The 17,673-nt window shown below is 62.5% G+C and carries 16 protein-coding genes and 2 tRNA genes; 3 read left to right on the top strand and 15 right to left on the bottom strand.

Annotation, left to right across the window (positions count from 1 at the left end):
• On the top strand, window positions 1–726 hold the full coding sequence (locus tag D2V07_RS01515; protein WP_119584253.1) for an extensin-like domain-containing protein: 726 nt from the start codon (window positions 1–3) through the stop codon (window positions 724–726).
• 110 nt (window positions 727–836) lie between these two features.
• Here D2V07_RS01515 and D2V07_RS01510 read toward each other — a convergent pair whose 3' ends face one another.
• From D2V07_RS01510 to recJ, 12 genes are all read right to left on the bottom strand, one after another.
• Window positions 837–1,079 (bottom strand): hypothetical protein, encoded by a 243-nt coding sequence (locus D2V07_RS01510; RefSeq protein WP_119584252.1) that lies wholly within the window; start codon window positions 1,077–1,079, stop codon window positions 837–839.
• Between the two features lie 237 nt (window positions 1,080–1,316).
• A complete protein-coding gene (phoB, locus tag D2V07_RS01505; RefSeq protein WP_119584251.1) occupies window positions 1,317–2,006 on the bottom strand; it encodes a phosphate regulon transcriptional regulator PhoB in 690 nt (229 codons plus the stop codon).
• 114 nt (window positions 2,007–2,120) lie between these two features.
• Window positions 2,121–2,789: a phosphate signaling complex protein PhoU gene (gene phoU / locus D2V07_RS01500; RefSeq protein ID WP_199698703.1), complete on the bottom strand. Its 669-nt coding sequence runs from the start codon at window positions 2,787–2,789 to the stop codon at window positions 2,121–2,123.
• Entirely contained in the window at window positions 2,789–3,535 is a 747-nt protein-coding gene (gene pstB, locus D2V07_RS01495) for a phosphate ABC transporter ATP-binding protein PstB (RefSeq protein ID WP_233548229.1), read from the bottom strand. Before pstB ends, phoU begins: the two co-directional genes overlap by 1 nt.
• An 83-nt stretch (window positions 3,536–3,618) precedes the next feature.
• On the bottom strand, window positions 3,619–4,890 hold the full coding sequence (gene pstA / locus D2V07_RS01490) for a phosphate ABC transporter permease PstA (protein WP_119584248.1): 1,272 nt from the start codon (window positions 4,888–4,890) through the stop codon (window positions 3,619–3,621).
• A complete protein-coding gene (pstC, locus tag D2V07_RS01485; RefSeq protein ID WP_119584247.1) occupies window positions 4,883–6,268 on the bottom strand; it encodes a phosphate ABC transporter permease subunit PstC in 1,386 nt (461 codons plus the stop codon). The genes pstA and pstC overlap by 8 nt, the downstream gene beginning before the upstream one ends.
• Window positions 6,269–6,285: 17 nt before the next feature.
• Entirely contained in the window at window positions 6,286–7,329 is a 1,044-nt protein-coding gene (locus D2V07_RS01480) for a substrate-binding domain-containing protein (RefSeq protein ID WP_119584246.1), read from the bottom strand.
• Window positions 7,330–7,451: 122 nt separating this feature from the next.
• Window positions 7,452–8,837: an OprO/OprP family phosphate-selective porin gene (locus D2V07_RS01475; RefSeq protein WP_119584245.1), complete on the bottom strand. Its 1,386-nt coding sequence runs from the start codon at window positions 8,835–8,837 to the stop codon at window positions 7,452–7,454.
• A gap of 133 nt (window positions 8,838–8,970) precedes the next feature.
• Window positions 8,971–10,170 carry a sensor histidine kinase gene (locus D2V07_RS01470; RefSeq protein ID WP_233548194.1) on the bottom strand — a complete coding sequence of 400 codons (1,200 nt, stop codon included), beginning with the start codon at window positions 10,168–10,170 and terminating at the stop codon, window positions 8,971–8,973.
• 72 nt (window positions 10,171–10,242) lie between these two features.
• Window positions 10,243–10,317: transfer RNA gene (locus tag D2V07_RS01465), tRNA-Glu, on the bottom strand.
• 57 nt (window positions 10,318–10,374) lie between these two features.
• A tRNA-Glu gene (locus D2V07_RS01460) sits at window positions 10,375–10,449 on the bottom strand.
• An 80-nt stretch (window positions 10,450–10,529) separates the two neighbouring features.
• Window positions 10,530–12,311: a single-stranded-DNA-specific exonuclease RecJ gene (gene recJ, locus D2V07_RS01455; RefSeq protein ID WP_119584244.1), complete on the bottom strand. Its 1,782-nt coding sequence runs from the start codon at window positions 12,309–12,311 to the stop codon at window positions 10,530–10,532.
• 240 nt (window positions 12,312–12,551) lie between these two features.
• On the opposite strand from recJ, the gene D2V07_RS01450 reads away from it, so the two are divergent.
• Both D2V07_RS01450 and D2V07_RS01445 read left to right on the top strand, forming a co-directional pair.
• The gene (locus D2V07_RS01450; protein ID WP_119584243.1) at window positions 12,552–13,268 is read left to right on the top strand and encodes a hypothetical protein; all 717 of its coding nucleotides are present in this window, start codon (window positions 12,552–12,554) and stop codon (window positions 13,266–13,268) included.
• Between the two features lie 68 nt (window positions 13,269–13,336).
• On the top strand, window positions 13,337–13,822 hold the full coding sequence (locus D2V07_RS01445; RefSeq protein WP_233548193.1) for an AHH domain-containing protein: 486 nt from the start codon (window positions 13,337–13,339) through the stop codon (window positions 13,820–13,822).
• Between the two features lie 14 nt (window positions 13,823–13,836).
• On the opposite strand, the gene leuA is transcribed toward D2V07_RS01445, so the two are convergent.
• The 3 genes from leuA to ilvC all read right to left on the bottom strand — a co-directional run bounded on the left by leuA (window position 13,837) and on the right by ilvC (window position 17,640).
• On the bottom strand, window positions 13,837–15,534 hold the full coding sequence (leuA, locus tag D2V07_RS01440; protein ID WP_119584242.1) for a 2-isopropylmalate synthase: 1,698 nt from the start codon (window positions 15,532–15,534) through the stop codon (window positions 13,837–13,839).
• A gap of 266 nt (window positions 15,535–15,800) precedes the next feature.
• Window positions 15,801–16,445 (bottom strand): YceI family protein, encoded by a 645-nt coding sequence (locus tag D2V07_RS01435; protein WP_119584241.1) that lies wholly within the window; start codon window positions 16,443–16,445, stop codon window positions 15,801–15,803.
• A gap of 175 nt (window positions 16,446–16,620) precedes the next feature.
• Window positions 16,621–17,640 (bottom strand): ketol-acid reductoisomerase, encoded by a 1,020-nt coding sequence (gene ilvC / locus D2V07_RS01430; protein ID WP_119584240.1) that lies wholly within the window; start codon window positions 17,638–17,640, stop codon window positions 16,621–16,623.
• Window positions 17,641–17,673 lie beyond the last annotated feature (33 nt).

The following is a 17,673-nucleotide window of genomic DNA, read 5'->3' as shown; positions in this document are numbered from 1 at the left end:
ATGGCGCGCAAACGCAAATGGCCCCGGCCTCCCGTAGATGATCGCAAGCTGGCCTTCGCGCTGGTAGTGCTGGCGCTGCTGGTGGCAGGGCGGACCTTCATGGCAGAAAACCCCCAGCACAACCCGTGGGCGCCACTGGACCTGCGAGACGAGCGCGGATGGGCAACGCAGACCAAGCTGTCCGCCCTCCGGGGTGATATCGGGCAGTGCCACACAGTTCTGGAGCGTAGCGAGGTGACCTTCTCGCCGCTGGAGGAAACAGGCGAGGGCGCGTGCCGCCGCGAAGACCGGCTGACGCTCGGCAGCGTACCATTCGCGCCGCGGTTCCCGCAGATGACCTGCCCGGTGGCCGCCGGCATGGTACTGTGGCTGGAAAAGGACGTGCAGACGCTGGCCGAGGAGATGCTCGGAACAAGGGTCGAGCGCTTAGAGCAACTGGGCACATACAGCTGCCGCCGCATGTACGGCGATGCCGATGCGCAATGGAGTGAGCACGCCACCGGCAATGCCATCGACATCGCCGGTTTTCGCCTTGCCGACGGCCGCACTGTCAGCGTGCTGCGAGACTGGAATAACGGACAGGCCGAAGGGCAATTCCTCGCGGCGGTACGCGATGCCGCCTGTAACAGCTTCGGGACGGTGCTCTCACCGGATTACAACGCCGCCCATGCTGATCACTTTCACCTCGATCAGGGACGCAATCCGGCGATGGGGGCCTGCCGCTGACGGAGAAGGACAAACGCGACTACCCCAAGGTAGGAGCTATCGACCCGGACATCAGACAACAAAAAACCCCCGCCGAAGCGAGGGTTTTCGTAACCGTTTGAAACGGATAATCAGACGCTGACAGGAACGTCTTCGTCTTCGTTGTCCTCGATCAGGAACACCACGCCGGCAGCTGCGGCTGCGCCCAGCAGAACGATCAGGAAAGTGCCAGCACCGCCCTCTTCATCGTCGCCACCCAGACGCTCGGTCTGAGCCATGGTAGCGGCGTCGCGCACGACCGGGTTGGCCGCCGCTGTAAGTGTGGTACCAGCCACCAGACCGGCGGCGATGGTGCTTGCAATAATCTTCTTCATTTGTGTTCCTCTTAATTCGGAGGCGCTCTGCGTTAATTTGGCCCTACTGCGAAAGCTCCCCGATGTGAAGCCGAAACAGGGTTTTTCTGCGTTGACCGTGCCCCGATTGCGCCGAACCGTTGCAATATTGACACGCGACCTATCTGAAAACGCGCGGTTTTTGATCTCGTTCCCGATATAGCCTGCATTATCACCGTAGGCTAAAACGGCACCTGCGCAACATTACCTATACGCCGTTCAGACAGGCTCAAGTGCGTAGCCCGCAGAGCGTACGGTACGGATCGGATCGCGAGCGTTCTCCACGGTGATCGCCTTGCGCAAGCGGCGAATATGCACGTCCACGGTACGCTCCTCGATCTCGCTACCTGTGCCCCAGACGGCATCCAGCAGTTGTCCACGCGAAAATACGCGGCGCGGATGTTCCATGAAAAACTTGATCAGGCGATATTCCGTCGGCCCGATCTGCAAGGTGTGGCCGCGCCGTTCGACCCGGTGCGCAACCGGATCGAGACGAAGGTCGCCCGCTTCGATCGTCTCCCCGGCCAGGGCAGGGCGTACGCGCCGAAGGACGGCTGCGACACGGGCCAGCAATTCGCGCGGTGAGAAGGGTTTGGTCAGGTAATCGTCGGCACCGGTTTCCAGCCCGCGCACCCGGTCATCCTCGGCCTCGCGCGCGGTGAGCATGATGATGGGGACGTGTGCGGTAGCCTTGTCGCGGCGCAACCGACGGCACACCTCGATCCCGCTGGTGCCCTCGATCATCCAGTCGAGGATCACGAGATCGGGCGTATCCTCTGCGGCCATGATGAGCGCATCGTCGCCATCGGCCGTCACGCGAACATCGTAGCCCTCGCTTTCGAAACGGTATTCTAGCAATTCGGCAAGCGCGGTGTCGTCTTCGACAAGCAGCAGTTTCGGCGCAGACATCGTATTCAGGCCCCTTGGATCGCGGCGTCAGGCAGAATGCCGTCGGAACCCTGTTATTTCAATTCTGTGTCAGATTTGTTGCAAGAGGCCGGGTTGCGCGCGACCGCAGCATTTTTACCGTTCGATATCGTCGGGATAGCTGCCGGTCGCCGAATAGTGGACCATTTCCGCGACATTGGTGGCGTGGTCGCCGATCCGTTCCAGATTGCGCGCGATGAACAGGAGCTGCGCCGCGCTGCTGATGGTTGCGGGATTTTCCACCATGTGGCTGACGAGGTTGCGGAAGATGCTGTCGTAGAACGCGTCCACCTTGTCATCGCGCTGGATCACTTCGCGTGCCATTACCGGATCGCGCGCGGCGTAAGCGGTGAGAACGTCGTGCACCATTTCCGCCGCTACCTCTCCCATCGCGGGCAGCAGTGTGAGCGGTTCGAACTTGGTGCGGCCTTCGATGCGGCCCACGCGTTTGGCGATGTTCTTGGCGTAATCACCGATGCGTTCCACCACGCCGCCGATTTTCAGGGCGGCGACGATCTCGCGCAGGTCGTCCGCCATGGGCGCGCGCAGGGCGAGCACGCGCACGGCCATCGCGTCGACTTCGGTTTCCAGCGCGTCGAGCTTGGCGTCGCGCTCCACCACTTCGGCGGCCAGCGTCTCGTCACCGTTCACCAGCGCCTGCAGCGCCTGCTGGATCGCGACCTCCGCCAGTCCGCCCATCTCCGCGATCAGGCCGCGCAGGCGCGTGATGTCTTCGTCGAATGCCTTGACTGTATGTTCGACCATCAACCGTACCGTCCTGTGATGTAGTCCTGCGTGCGCTTCTCGACAGGATTAGTGAATATGTCTGAGGTGTGTCCATATTCCACCAGGTTTCCGAGGTGGAAAAAGGCAGTGCGCTGCGAAACGCGGGCAGCCTGCTGCATGGAGTGGGTCACGATCACGATGCCGTAACGACCGCGCAGTTCGTCGATCAATTCCTCGATCTTGGCGGTAGCGATAGGGTCCAGTGCGGAGCATGGCTCGTCCATCAGGATCACTTCAGGATCCACCGCAATAGCGCGGGCAATGCACAGGCGCTGCTGCTGGCCGCCGGAAAGCGCGGTGCCGGAATCTGCCAGGCGGTCCTTCACCTCTTCCCAAAGGCCGGCGCGGCGCAGGCTCTTCTCCACGATGTTGTCGAGGTCGGGCTTGGCTTCGGCAAGACCATGGATCTTGGGACCGTAGGCAATGTTGTCGTAAATCGATTTCGGGAAGGGATTGGGCTTCTGGAACACCATGCCCACGCGGGCGCGCAGTTGCACCACGTCCATGCCGCTGGCGTAGATATCCTCGCCGTCCAGCTCGATCGTGCCGGTGACGCGGGCGGAGGGAATGGTATCGTTCATGCGGTTGAGGGCGCGCAGGAAGGTGGACTTGCCGCAGCCCGACGGGCCGATGAACGCTGTCACGAACTCGGTGTAAACGTCGATATCCACGCTATCGATGGCTTTCTTCTGGCCATAGTACACATCGACATCGCGGGCGCGCATCTTGGGTTCGCCGGTCTCGATGTTCTCGTGCTCGAGCGACTTCTTCGCCTGATTTGCCAGCGGGCTGTCAGCTATTTCGGCCATCACCACTTCTTCTCGAATCGATTGCGCAGATAGATGGCGAGGCCATTCATCAGCAGGAGGAATATCAATAGCACGATGATCGCCGCGCTGGTGCGTTCCACGAACCCGCGGTCGATTTCATCGGACCACAGGAAGATCTGCATCGGCAGCACGGTCGCATTGTCGGTAAAGCCATCGGGCGGACTGGCGACGAAGGCGCGCATCCCGATCAGCAGCAGCGGGGCGGTTTCACCAAGCGCGCGGGCCATGCCGATGATGGTGCCGGTCAGGATACCGGGCAGGGCGAGCGGGAGAACATGATGGAACACCACCTGTACCGGTGATGCACCGATAGCGAGCGCCCCGTCACGGATCGACGGCGGCACGGCCTTGATGGCGTTGCGACCCGCGATAACGATCACCGGCATCGTCATCAGCGCCAGCGTCATGCCGCCGATCAGCGGGGCGGAGCGATAGCTGGGGAATATCCACAGGAACACCGCGAGACCGAGCAGGCCGAAGATAATCGACGGAACCGCGGCAAGGTTGTTGATCGACACCTCGATCAGGTCGGTCCAGCGGTTCTTCGGCGCGTATTCTTCAAGGTAGAGAGCTGCCAGCACGCCAATGGGAAACGCGAGCAGCAGGGTAACGATCATCGTCAGTATCGATCCCTTCAGCGAGCCCCAGATGCCGACAAGCTGGGGATCGGTAGCATCCGACCGAGAGAGGAAGCCGCTATCGAAATTGTCGGATAGGTGGCCTTCTTCCGCCAGGCGCCGGGCCAGGGGTTGCAGGTCCGCACTGCCATCGCCGGCGTAGGCACTGGCGAGGTCCTCGTCCGTGGGCAGCCAGAATTCCTGTTGCCCGCGTGCGAGGCTGGGATCGGCGGCGATTTCCTGTGCCACGAGCCGCCATGCTTCGCTGTTCACATGGGCCGCGCCCTCTTCGCCCAGCGCCTGTTCGGCGCTGAAGATGATGATGTCGCGCATGCCCTGTCGTTCCAGCGACTGCACGACGGCGCGCTCGTCGTCGGGATTGGCCGGAATGGTGACCGGCGCATTTACGAAGTCTACCGGCACGCGCAGTTCGGTGCGCTGGAAACCGCCAAGGCCGTTCAGTGCCATGGTGACAAGCAGGAAGATCAGCACGGCGATGGAGAAGACGATCGCGCCAAGGCCGATGGCCTTGAATCGCCGTTCCGCTGCATAACGCTTCTTCAGCCGCGCTTCGAAGGCGGCCGTGCGCGTGGGACGGACTTTTTCGGCCCCGGAGGTTGCGACGTTACTCATATGCTTCGCGGAACCTCTTCACGATGCGCAGGGCAATGATGTTGAGAACCAGCGTCACCAGGAACAGCACGAACCCCAGCGCAAAGGCGGCAAGGGTGGACGCGGAATCCATGCTCGCTTCGCCCGTAAGGTTGGCCACGATCTGATAGGTCACGGTGGTCATCGCCTCCAGCGGATTGGCCGAAAGGCGCGCGGTGGCGCTGGCGGCCATTACCACGATCATGGTTTCACCGATGGCCCGGCTGATTGCCAGCATGATCCCGGCAACGATTCCGGGCAGGGCGGCGGGCACTAGCACGCGCTTGATCGTTTCGTTCTGCGTCGCGCCCATGGCGAGCGAGCCGTCCTTCATGGCCTGCGGGACGGCGGCAATCGAATCGTCCGCCATGGAGGAGACGAACGGGATGATCATCACGCCCATCACAAGGCCCGCAGCCAGCGCGCTTTCGCTGGACGGGTTCTGCACCCCCAGCGACATGGCGATGTCACGGATGGCGGGTGCGATGGTGAGCGCGGCGAAATAGCCATAGACCACGGTCGGCACCCCGGCGAGAACCTCCAGCGCGGGCTTTAGCCAGGTGCGCACGCGCGGGGCGGCATACTGGTTGAGGTAGATCGCGCTCATCATGCCCATTGGGATTGCCACGATCATCGCGATGACCACGCCGATGAAGAATGTGCCCCAGAACAGCGGCACCGCGCCGTAGCGTTCGGGATCGGGGTTCGAACCGTCGGTCATCGGATTTGGCGACCAGTTTACACCGGTCAGGAAGTCGATCGGGTTGACCATGCCGAAGAAACGGACGGTCTCGAACACCAGGCTGGCAACGATGCCCAGCGTGGTGAGAATGGCGACGAGCGATGCGATCAGCAGGAGACTGAGCACCGCCCGTTCAACCCTGGTATGGGCGCGGAAATCGGGTTTCAGCCGCAGGAACGCCCAGGCCCCGCCTGCAAGCGCGATCAGCAGCGTCACCACCATGCCGATGATGTTGTAGCGGGTGAGCGCTTCTTCGAACGGTTCGACGAGGTCGGCGGCTGCCGGATTGAAGACGCCCGAGGCCGCGCCGGTGGCGACCGCGCGGGCCTCTGCCAGCATCGTCTGGCGCTGCATCCCGAAAGCGGGCAGGTCTGCCGCCGCAGGGCTGGCAAGAACGTGTTGAATCACGAGATTATCGGCAATCTGCGACCAGACGAGCGCGAAGAGCAACGTCGGCACGACGATCCACAGCGCGGCGTACCACGCGTGGTAGTTCGGCAGCGAAGCAATCCGCTTGCCGTCGTTCGCGCGCCGGAACATCGCGGCACGCGAACGCGCGACCAGCCAGCCGGCCAGCCCGAGTCCAAGGACTAATAGGATCAGGGTGCTGGCCGACATGGGTCTCTGGTCAGGTCCTACTGAAGGTCAGATGCGGCGAGCGGAGTAAACTCGGTCGCGGCGGAGTTCTGGCGTGCCATAACGTCTTCGGGATTGGGCACAAGCCCCACCTCGGCCAGAGGACCGCCCGCTCCCCAGGACTCTACCCACGTCGCGATGAAATCACGTAGGCCCGGAATGGCATCCAGGTGCGCGTTCTTCACATAGATGAACAGCGGACGCGCGCCGACGTAGTTGAAGCTGGAGATGTTCTCGTAGGTCGGCTCCACCCCGTTCACGGTCAGGCCGTGGATGCGGTCGAGATTTTCTTCGAGGTAGGAATAGCCGAACACGCCGATGGCATCGGCATTGCCTTCGATCTTCTGCACGATCAGGTTGTCCTGCTCGCCCTGTTCGACATAGGCGCCGTCGCTGCGCACTTCGGTGCAGACCGCCTCGAACCGGTCTTCGTCCTGCTCTTCCAGTTCGGCCATGCCGTCACCGGATTCGCAGCCGGGCATCAGCACCAGCTCGACCAGCGCATCGCGCGTGCCGGATGTGGCCGGCGGGCCGTAGACCAGGATCGGCTTGTTGGGCAGCGACGGGTCGATGTCGCTCCACATCTCGTTGGTCTGCTCTTCGCCGTAAGGGTTCGCGGCAATGGCGCGGTAGACGATTTCCGGAGTCAGGTCGAAATCGATGCCGCCGTTCGCTGAGGCGAAGGCAATGCCGTCCATACCAACCTGGATTTCGGTGATGTTTTCCACACCATTAGCCTGGCAAGTCTCGAATTCGCTCGCCTTCATGCGGCGTGAGGCGTTGACGATGTCGGGCGTGTTCGCGCCGACGCCTTCACAGAACAGGCCCATACCGCCGCCCGTGCCGGTCGATTCGATCAACGGCGAGGAATTGCCGGTGTTGCGGGTGAATGCTTCTGCCACGCGGGTGGCGAAAGGATAGACGGTGGACGAGCCCACGGCGTGGATGGAATCGCGGGCTTCGCCGCCGCCACCAGCGTTGTTACAGGCAGCCAGGGCAACCAGGGCGAGAGCCGATGCGGCAGTGCGGAAATTCAGGGTCATGATGTCCTCGTTTCGGTTCAGATGGCAGACCGCTAGGTCTACTGTATGACGGCTTTGCGACAAACCGGCGTTCGGTTCGTGACCGGACGCCATATTCTTCGCCGCGCGTTTGCGGATGGTGATTAGAAGTCGATCTGCGCCCGCATCCCCAGCACATCGACGGAGTAATCGCGGTTCCCGCCGGCTGCCGCGTAGATGGCATCATCATAGTCGAGGCGGGCGTAGTTGATCAGGAAACGGGTGTAATCGGTGGGCACCCATACCAGGCTGGCCATGTACCCGTTCTGCGTGCCACCGATGATGCCGGCGCCGGTGTCCGTCAGGTCGAGATAGTCGTAGCGCGCAACAATCTGGAACGCGCCGATACCGCCTTCGTCAACGGGATTGGCCGGACGCGTACGGTTGAACGTGCCGCCCCGATAGCCGCGGCTGTCACCGCTGGTGAGGAAGAAGCCCGCCTCGGCATAGCCGCCGAAGAAGTTGGCATCATCCGTTCCGCCGATCATGTTGCTGCTCTGCCAGAAACCCTCGGCGACGGCGTGGAACGGGCCGGAAATGAAGGCCGCCTCCAGGCCTGCACCCAGTTCGCTCGTGGCGGGCATGTTGCCGGTGTTGATGAACCGTTCGTTGGTAAAATGGACAAGCGGGCGCTGGCGATAGCGCACGGTATCACCTTGCGGCACATCGGTGTAATGGACGCTGGCGCCAAGATGCAGCTGGCTGTCGCCGATTTCGGGCATGAAGACCACGCGGCCATCGGCGCTCATCGCCTTGCCGGGAAGGTCGCCGATATTGTCGGAGAAGAGGCCGGCCTGGAGCAGGACGGTGTCTGTCGGCTCGACCTCGACAGAGACACCAAGCCGCCGCTCGAAACCGAAGGCATCGGTGAAGGCAGCGCGCTCGATGAAGGATGACCAGCGGCTGCTGGTAAGCTCTTCCAACGACTGGAAGGTGTTGTGCTGGCCGACGTTGACGGTCAGCGGGCCGTCTTCGTAGGTGAGGATGGCGTCGGTCACTTCGGCGGCGTTGCCCGCGAAGTCGATTTCGAACTTGTAGCCAAAGCCGCCGGGGATGTCGCCTTCGACACCCAAGCGCGCGCGCCGCAACTCGCTGTTGAAACCGTCTGCACGACCTGTCGAATCGGGGGCATCGATCGAACCTGCGTCGATGTTCAGGCGACCGCGCGGCTTGAAGGACCAGCCGCCTTCACCCTCGATCTCGGGCGCTCCGGCCCAAGTGATCTGTGCCGGAGCACTGGTGGCGGGGGAGGGCGCGACGGTTTCCTGCAGGGCGGCAACCTGGGTCGCCATTTCCGCCTGCCGCGCGGCAGCCTGCGCCTCGACCTGGTCCTGCTCGGCCTCGAGCTCGGCGACACGCTGGTTCAGGCGCGCCACTTCCGCGACGAGCGCAGCGACCTGGTCTTCCAGGGAAGGGTTTTCCTGTGCGACAGCAATGCTCGGCGAGAGCGCGGTACCTGCGAGGAAAGCGGCAGCGACAAGCTTTTTCATGACAGTCAGGTTTCACTTTTGTTGCGAAAGTGTGTGCCCGCTATGACTACAATGTGACGGCATTGTTACAAAGGGCGCGCAAGCCTTTCCCCGCTGGGGATAAGCTTTCGAAAACTTCGAATCGGTTGGGGTTCTAGGGCTCGTCGTGAACAAGTGGCAGCCGCACCGTCACCGTGGTGCCGTCGCCCAGCTTGCTGTCGATATCGAGGCGGCCACGATGGCGCTCCACGATATGCTTGCAGATCGCCAGGCCAAGGCCGGTACCGCCCTGCGCGCGGCTGCGACCGGGGTCGGTACGATAGAACCGGCGGGTGAGATGCGGCAGGTGTTCTGACGCAATGCCTTCGCCGTGGTCCCTCACGGTCAGCACGGCCATCTCGCGCTCGCCGCTCGTCAGGCTCACGTCGACCGGTTCGCTGTCTCCGCCGTATTTCAGGGCATTGTCGACCAGGTTGCGGACCAGTTGTTCCAGCTGCCGATGGTCGCCACGCACTTTCAGTTTGTCGTCCGCGATGTCGAACTGAACGCGATCGAATCGCTCGTGCCCGGCGCCATCGCGCGAGGCCTGTTGCACCAGCGGCGCCAGCGCCAGCGGTTCGCGCGGGGTATCGTGCTTTTCCGCTTCGACCCGGCTGAGAGACATCAGGTCGTCGACCAGCGTCTGCAACCGCCGCGCCTCGCGCAAGACGGTGGAGTAGAACTTGCTGGCCTGCTTCGGAGCAATGTCCTCGCCCTCATCCTCCAGCGTTTCCATGTAGCCGATGATGGAGGCGAGCGGCGTGCGCAGTTCGTGGCTGGCATTGGCGACGAAATCGGTATGCGCCCGGCTGACGTCCGCTTCTGAGGTACGGTTGATCAGTTCGATCAGCGAATAGCGCTCATCGATCTGCTGGCGGGTCATCTGCCAGTTGCTGCGCGGGCCGGTGAGACCCTGCACCGTAATGCTGCCGCCACCGGGGCGGGAAAGCAGGTCGACCGCCGCGGGGTGGCGCAAGGCGACGCGTGCGTCTTGCCCCAGGATATGCTTGCCGATCGCCTCCCGCGCGTGGGCGTTGGCGATGACGATGCGGTTACGGTCTATAAGCAACAACGGCAGGCCCGAGTGCTCAATCAGATCGCGCATGCCGGAACGGGTGATGTTGAGCGATTCCTGCGCCGCAGCGCGGGGCTCGGGCGGGGCAGGGGGGACCAGCCAGAACGACAGGATCCACACGCCGATGAAACCGAGAGATACGCCGACGCCCGCACCCGAAAAGATCAGCACGCCGCCGCACGCGATGGCCAGCACGATTGCAGCAACGGGTACGCGAGACGCCTGCATGGCAAGCCTCATGGGGGAGATTTGTGACAGTTTCTACCGCTAAGGTGGAAAGTTCCACGTATCGCTGCCCGTGCAGCGTGACCGTGGTGACCCCTACGGGAATCGAACCCGTGTTTCAGCCGTGAAAGGGCCGCGTCCTAACCGCTAGACGAAGGGGCCATAGCCGATCCTTCGGCCAGGTTAGCGGCCCGAATTGTCGGAAGGCAAATCCATCGCTGGTGACCCCTACGGGAATCGAACCCGTGTTTCAGCCGTGAAAGGGCCGCGTCCTAACCGCTAGACGAAGGGGCCACTCGCGATGGAGCGGCGCAATTAGGGGGATGGCGGCGCGTGGTCAAGTCCCACTTTCAACAATCTCGCACGGCGCGCGATCAGTCGGCCCAGGCAGCGTCTTCCAGGTGCAGTTCGGCGGCGGGCCTGGCGCCCCAGTCATCGATCTTCGCACGCCCCGCCAGCCACAGCCTGCGCCCCTTCGATCCGTGCAGGATGGACTGGCCCATCTCGCTGTCCGCCGCGCGGAAGGCGATGGCCTTCAGGCTGCGCCCGTCCTGCCCGGCGGCGATCAGGCGCAGGTGATCGTTACCGACGATATCCGCCTTCACGATATGGACAGGCCCCACCGCCACGCGCGGTCCGGGCCAGCCCATGCCGTAGGGTCCGGCAGTCTCCAGCGTTTCAACCAGATCGGGCGTCAGACCGCCGGGCGCGACCGAAAGATCGAGCAGCATGGTCTGGTGTTCGGTGGCCCCGGCAACCTTGTCGGCGAGCTTTTCGTCAAGCCATTCGGCAAAGGCATCCAGGTTGTGCCCGTCGACGGTCAGTCCCGCTGCCATGGCATGACCGCCGCCAGCCACCAGCAACCCCGCCTCACGCGCGGCGATGATCGCCGCGCCAAGGTCCACGCCCGCAATAGAACGGCCCGATCCCTTGCCTTGCCCGCTCACCGGATCCAGCGCGATGACCAGGCTGGGCTTGCCGGTCTTTTCCTTGATCCGGCCGGCCACGATGCCAATCACCCCAGGGTGCCAACCCTTCGCAGCGACACAAATCACCGCGCGGTTATGCTGCGCGGCGAGCTGAGCCTCCGCCTCTTCCTGTACGGCTGCCTCGATCGCGCGGCGTTCCTCGTTCAGTTGCGAGAGCTGGGCCGCGATTTCACGCGCCTCTTCCGGATCCTCGGTAGTGAGCAGGCGCACGCCGAGCGTTGCTTCGCCCACGCGCCCTCCGGCATTAATGCGCGGTCCGAGGGCGAACCCGCAATCGCTGCACTTGGGCGCGGCCTTCAGCCGACTGGCGTCGATCAGCGCGGCCATGCCGACGTTGGCGCGCTTGCCCATCACCTTCAGTCCTTGCGCAACGAAAGCGCGGTTGAGACCGCGAATCGCGGCGACATCGGCCACGGTGCCCAGCGCCACAAGATCGAGCAGCGCCATGAGGTTGGGTTCGGCGCGTCCGGCAAAGTAATCGCGTTCCCGCAAGGTCCGCACCACACCGATGGCGAGGAGGAAAGCGACGCCAACGGCGGCGAGGTGTCCGTGGGACGCCGCCAGGTCGTTCTCGTCCAGCCGGTTCGGGTTGACCAGCGCATAGGTACGGGGAAGGTCCGGCGAGCACTTGTGGTGATCCACGACGATAACGTCGATCCCCGCATCGTGCGCCATTCCCAGCGCCTCGTGCGCCATGGCGCCGCAATCCACGGTAACGATCAAGCTGGAGCCATCCTGCCCGATTTTCAGCAGTGCCTCCCCGCTGGGCCCATAACCTTCCAGCAGCCGGTCGGGAATGTAGTGGCCGGCATCGTGCCCAAGCATGCGCAGCAGGCGGATCATCAGGGCCGAACTGGTGGCACCATCTACGTCATAATCGCCGTATATGGTTATGCGCTCACGTGCGATAACCGCTTCGGCGATGCGTTCTGCCGCACGATCCATGTCATTGAATTGCGATGGATCCGGCAAGAATTCACGCAGGGAAGGCTGGCGGTGCCGATCGAGGTCTTCGATCGTTACTCCGCGAGACAGCAGTAACTGCGTGGTGATATCGTTGCCCAGCGAATGGATATCGCCTTCGACCTGCATGTTGCCGCCACGCCATTGCCAGACCTTGCCGGAAAGGGAACGTTCGACACCAAGAATCGCGGATCGTGTAGCCATCGCGTGGACCTAGCCTTTTTGGCCCACAACTCCAATCGCGGTGCCCGGTAAGCCGCCATCGACGCAACTTGAAAATATTTCGAGCCGCATCGATTGTTAGGAACGGCATGGCGGCTGCGCGCTTATGACTCGACCTTCAAGAAATATTCGTAGAAATAAACCAATCGGAACAACGGGATTAAGTCGATAGCAACCGCTGAATGCCTTGATCGCAACAGGACAATTTCGGCAGTCTCGCTGTTGTTCGCGCTGGGAAACCGGCCACGCGCCGCTGATCTGCGTCGGCTTGCGCGCGAATGCGACCGGTTTTCCCTCAGTCTCGATCCATCGCTTGAGGGCGGACAGGAAGAAGGCTGGGTGGAACTGCTGGCCAACGGCCTGACGTTCGATTGCACGGGCCTCGCCCCGCAAATGGGCAGCGACCTACCGGATATCAGGCATTCCTACGGTCTGCCTGCGACGTTCGACCAACCCGCACACCAGGCGGTGACGGTCTGTCCCGGACCAAACCTTGCGGGCGGCGGCACGATGTTCCCGGTGGTGCGGACATTGGCGATGATCGCGGCGAACCTGGCGCAGCTCGATGGCGTTGAGGCGGTCGCCTGGCATCCGGCCCGCGCGCTGTGCGAAGCGGATTATTTCCGGCGCAGCGTCACGCGCTGGATCGAAGGCGGGACTTTCCCGGGCCTTGGCCTGACCGCTCTGGTGCCGTGTGAAGACGGTGGCCTCGTCAGCGAAGGCCTGTCGCTCTTCACCGGTCAGGAACTGCGTATGCGGCCCGAGGTGGTGAGCGACAATGCCGAGGCTTCGAAGATCGCCCTGCGTTTGCTCGACTGGCTGGTAGAGAACGGCCAGATCACGGAAAGTTTTGATTTTACTGGACCTTCCGGCGAAACTTTTCGGCTTGAACCTGTGGGTAACCTCGGCTCAGTCGAAGTGTGGAGAGGGTCGCACTAAACCACCTTGCCCGGCGGGCAGAGGTGTCGCGCGTTGTCGTGCGACGCCCGCGTTTGCCTTTTCGATCGGTGAATGTGCGGGGCCAGCCCGGTTTTCAGCCCGACATGCAGCGTCATCATCTGCTGCCGTGTCAGCTGCTGGGGATTACCGGCCTGTCGCATATGCTTCGCCAGTTGGGCCGCGAGCAGATCGGTTTTGATGATTTTCGCCGTAACGGGATGCTTTTGCCCACGACAGAGTCCGCCGCCCTACGCGTTGCGATGCCCCTGCATCGCGGCCCGCACGCGGACTACAATGCGATGGTGACAGAGCGCGTCGGCCAGATCGAAAGTGACTGGTCCGACCGAAGGGCTTCGTGCCAGCAGGCTGCACGGGTGGAGGCGCTGTTCCGGATCCAATTGCTGCAACGCGCGCTGCGAATGCGCCTGCTGCAGGCGGGAAGGCGCCGGCTGCGGCTCAATCGCAACGATCCATTCCGTGCAGGGCAGGATTTTGCCGAACTGGATGCGATGGTCGACCAGCTGTGGGCTGCCACATCTTCACCCCTGAATTGAGCAAACCGCGCGTATCAAAAGCGCGGCGTGCCCGGACCATGCGCTGCCCCGTTCGCTGCGGACAGGATGGCGCGCACGCTGGCAGTTGCCACGTCCTCGTCGATCCCCACGCCCCAGCCGCTGCGGCCATCGGGCAGAGCCCATTCGATGTAGGCCGCTGCGCGGGCATCTACGCCGGTGCCCATCGCATGCTCGGAATAGTCACATACCTCGAATTCAAGGCCGTAGGTCTTGCCGATGGTCGACAGCACGGAAGAGATCAGGCCCTTGCCCCGGCCCGAAACGCGCTGCGCTTCGCCGTCCACCTCGATCGTGCCGCTGAATACGCGGTCCCCATCGGCGGCGCGCGCTTCCTCGTAATCGACAAGGCGGAACTTCCGCTTCTCCACCTTGAGATAATAGGTCTGCTTGAAGCATTCCCAGATGTCGGCGGCGTTCAGTTCGCGGCCGGTATCGTCGGCCATGTACTGCACGTGCTTGGAGAAATCTGCCTGCAGCTTCTTGGGCAGCTTCAGCCCCTGCGTCTGTTGCAGCACCCAGGCAAACCCGCCCTTGCCGGACTGCGAATTGACGCGGATCACCGCCTCGTAATCGCGGCCGAGATCGGCCGGATCGATAGGCAGGTAGGGTACGCGCCACTGCTCGTCGTTCTGCTGCTCGTTCGCTTCGAAACCCTTCTTGATGGCATCCTGGTGGCTGCCGGAGAAGGCCGTGAACACCAGTTCGCCGCCATAGGGGTGGCGCTGGTGGACGGGCAGTTCGTTGCAGTATTCGACCGTCTCGATCACCTTGTCGATGTCCGAGAAATCAAGGCCGGGATCGACACCCTGCGTGTACATGTTCAGCGCAACGGTAACGAGGCAACAATTGCCGGTGCGTTCGCCATTGCCGAAAAGGCACCCTTCCACGCGATCCGCGCCTGCCATCATGCCCAGTTCGGCGGCGGCCACGCCGGTGCCACGGTCGTTATGGGTGTGCAGCGAAATCACAGCCGCCTCGCGGTTAGGCAAATTGCGGCAGAAGTATTCAATCTGGTCGGCGTAGATGTTGGGAGTTGCCGCCTCGACAGTAGCGGGCAGATTAAGAATGATCGGCCAGTCCTTCGTGGGGCCGACGACGCTCATCACCGCCTCGCAAACCTCCAGACTGAAATCCAGTTCGGCGGTGGAGAAGGTTTCGGGCGAATACTGGAAATGCCACTTGGTGCCGGGGCGCTTTGCCGCCTCTTCAACCAGCTGCTGTGCGCCGCGCACGGCGATCTGTTTCACTTCCTCGCGGCTCATCCGGAACACGATGTCGCGCCATGCCGGGCTGACTGCGTTATAGAGGTGCACGATGGCCGAGTGCGCGCCTTCCAGGCTTTCAAAGCTGCGGGCGATCAGGTCTTCGCGCGACTGGGTGAGCACCTGCACCACCACGTCTTCGGGCACCTTGCCGGACTGAACCAGCCAGCTGATGAAATCGAATTCAGTTTGCCCGGCGGCGGGGAAGCCGACCTCGATCTCCTTCACGCCCACTTCCACCAGCAGGTCGAAGAAGCGCGTTTTCTTCACCTTATCCATCGGATCGATGATCGACTGGTTGCCATCGCGCAGGTCTGTTGAGAGCCAGCGGGGCGGGGAGGTAATCGTGCGGGTGGGCCATTGCCGGTCGGGCAGGTTGACCTGCGGGAACGGGCGGTACTTGGCCGAGGGATCGGACAACATGGGCATTTGCAGACAGCTCTCTTCGATTTTGCAGCACGCGGGTAGGCCCCGGTGCGAAATGATCAACCTGTGGTGGATTGGCCCTTAGGCGAACCCTGCCAGGCGGGCAGGGTAAATGGCACGCCTAAGGGCGTGTTAGTCGAAGCAGCAGCAGGCTGTAAGCTGTCGTCATGCCAATGTGTGTAAGGATGATCTGTTAACAGGTCCAGACACAAATCGGGGTGCGAGGCCAATTAACTGACCCGCACCCCGTGAAATACTTACAAATGAAATCAGTTCTTTTCGAAGGCGACCGTAATGTCCAGCGTCACTTCATCGCCAAGGCCCATTGGCACACCATAATCCAGGCCCCAGTCGGAGCGGGAGATAGTGGTGGTGCCGTGGAAACCGACGGTGGCTTTCTCGCTCATCGGATTGGTGCCCATGCCCGAAAGCTCTGCCTCGATCGCGACCTGGCTGGTCTGGCCGTTCAGAGTGAGATCGCCGATAATATGGGCGGTCGTCGCACCGGTCTGGTGGACGGCGGTGGAAACGAACCGCGCATCATCGGGATCGGGGCCGAAGAAGTCCGGTTCCGCACCGTCCGCGCCGGGACGCAGCATGTGATCGCGCAACCGCTCGCTCACCACGGCGAGCGAGGTGATGGGGATCCGCACATCGACAGAGGAATTGGCAAGGTTTTCGGTATCGAGTTCCAGCGTGCCTTCCGCGTTACCGAACAGGCCGAAGTAATCGTTGAAGCCAAAATGATCGAGCCGCCATTCGACGAGCGAATGGGCAGGGTCGATCGTATAGCTGCCGGATTCGATGGCGCTCGTGTCCATCTCCCCGCTTTCGTGCTGATCGGCATTGGCAGCGGTGAAGCCAACGGCGGAAAGCGAGGTTGCAGCGGCGAGGGCCAGAATCGTCTTGCGCATGGAATTCTCCTGAAAAGGATTGTGTCCTGCGCAAGATGGGAAGGGCCTTCCGCCAAGTCCAGCGCTGAAAACGTGGACTTTGGGCCAGTGGTAAGCACGCCACCTGAAATCATGGTGTTGCCCGAAGTCCCAAGGCTCCGGGCAACACCGCGTGTCCATCTAAGCGGAAATCGCCTCAGTTCTTGTCCTTGTCCACCAGCTTGTTGGCGGAAATCCACGGCATCATGGCGCGAAGCTGGGCACCGGTCTGCTCGATCGGGTGAGCCTCGGCACGCTTGCGGGCGGCCTTCAGTTCGGGCTGACCGGCGCGGTTGTCGAGCACGAAGTTCTTCACGAAGCGGCCCGACTGAATATCGTCCAGCACGCGCTTCATCTCGGCCTTGGTTTCATCGGTGATGATGCGCGGGCCAGTGGTGATGTCGCCGTATTCGGCGGTATTGCTGATCGAATAGCGCATGTTGGCGATGCCGCCTTCGTACAGCAGGTCCACGATCAGCTTGGTCTCGTGCAGGCACTCGAAATAGGCCATTTCAGGGGCATAACCGGCCTCGGTCAGGGTTTCGAAACCGGCCTGGATCAGGTGGGTGATACCGCCGCACAGCACGGCCTGCTCGCCGAACAGGTCGGTCTCGCATTCCTCGCGGAAATTGGTCTCGATGATGCCCGAACGACCGCCGCCCACGCCGCTGGCATATGCAAGAGCGATGTCGTGCGCATTGCCGCTGGCGTCCTGGTGGATGGCGATCAGGCAGGGCACGCCGCCGCCGCGCTGGTATTCGCTGCGCACGGTGTGGCCGGGTCCCTTGGGCGCGATCATGATAACGTCGATATCGGCAGGCGGCTCGATCAGGCCGAAGTGAACATTGAGGCCGTGAGCGAAGGCGAGTGCGGCACCAGGCTTCATGTTGCCCTTCAGGTCGTCCTCCCAGATCGCGGCCTGGTGCTCGTCCGGCGCGAGGATCATTAGGATATCGGCCTGCTCGGCAGCCTGTTTGTTGGTCAGCACTTCGAACCCGGCAGCCTCGGCCTTCTTCGCGGTGGCAGAGCCTTCGCGCAGGGCGATGGCAACATTCTTCACGCCCGAATCCCGCAGGTTCTGGGCGTGGGCATGGCCTTGGCTGCCGTAGCCCAGCACGACGATTTTCTTGTCGGTGATCAGGTTGAGATCGGCGTCAGCGTCGTAATAAACTTTCATGGGTCGTCCTGTTTTCTCGGTAAGTTCGATTGG

Source organism: Aurantiacibacter zhengii (assembly GCF_003584125.1).
In the GTDB taxonomy this organism is placed as follows: Bacteria; Pseudomonadota; Alphaproteobacteria; order Sphingomonadales; family Sphingomonadaceae; genus Alteraurantiacibacter; species Alteraurantiacibacter zhengii.
Note: the sequence above shows the minus strand (reverse complement) of the source record. Positions and strands in the feature narration are given on the sequence as shown.

Bases quoted from the DNA above. Each gene is read 5' to 3' on its own strand.
- D2V07_RS01435 (WP_119584241.1), bottom strand. From the start codon at position 16,445: ATGCGCAAGACGATTCTGGCCCTCGCCGCTGCAACCTCGCTTTCCGCC.
- D2V07_RS01510 (WP_119584252.1), bottom strand. From the start codon at position 1,079: ATGAAGAAGATTATTGCAAGCACCATCGCCGCCGGTCTGGTGGCTGGT.
- pstA (WP_119584248.1), bottom strand. From the start codon at position 4,890: ATGAGTAACGTCGCAACCTCCGGGGCCGAAAAAGTCCGTCCCACGCGC.
- D2V07_RS01480 (WP_119584246.1), bottom strand. From the start codon at position 7,329: ATGACCCTGAATTTCCGCACTGCCGCATCGGCTCTCGCCCTGGTTGCC.
- leuA (WP_119584242.1), bottom strand. From the start codon at position 15,534: ATGCCCATGTTGTCCGATCCCTCGGCCAAGTACCGCCCGTTCCCGCAG.
- phoB (WP_119584251.1), bottom strand. From the start codon at position 2,006: ATGTCTGCGCCGAAACTGCTGCTTGTCGAAGACGACACCGCGCTTGCC.
- phoU (WP_199698703.1), bottom strand. From the start codon at position 2,789: ATGGTCGAACATACAGTCAAGGCATTCGACGAAGACATCACGCGCCTG.
- pstC (WP_119584247.1), bottom strand. From the start codon at position 6,268: ATGTCGGCCAGCACCCTGATCCTATTAGTCCTTGGACTCGGGCTGGCC.
- ilvC (WP_119584240.1), bottom strand. From the start codon at position 17,640: ATGAAAGTTTATTACGACGCTGACGCCGATCTCAACCTGATCACCGAC.
- D2V07_RS01515 (WP_119584253.1), top strand. From the start codon at position 1: ATGGCGCGCAAACGCAAATGGCCCCGGCCTCCCGTAGATGATCGCAAG.
- D2V07_RS01475 (WP_119584245.1), bottom strand. From the start codon at position 8,837: ATGAAAAAGCTTGTCGCTGCCGCTTTCCTCGCAGGTACCGCGCTCTCG.
- recJ (WP_119584244.1), bottom strand. From the start codon at position 12,311: ATGGCTACACGATCCGCGATTCTTGGTGTCGAACGTTCCCTTTCCGGC.
- pstB (WP_233548229.1), bottom strand. From the start codon at position 3,535: ATGCGCGCCCGCGATGTCGATGTGTACTATGGCCAGAAGAAAGCCATC.
- D2V07_RS01470 (WP_233548194.1), bottom strand. From the start codon at position 10,170: ATGAGGCTTGCCATGCAGGCGTCTCGCGTACCCGTTGCTGCAATCGTG.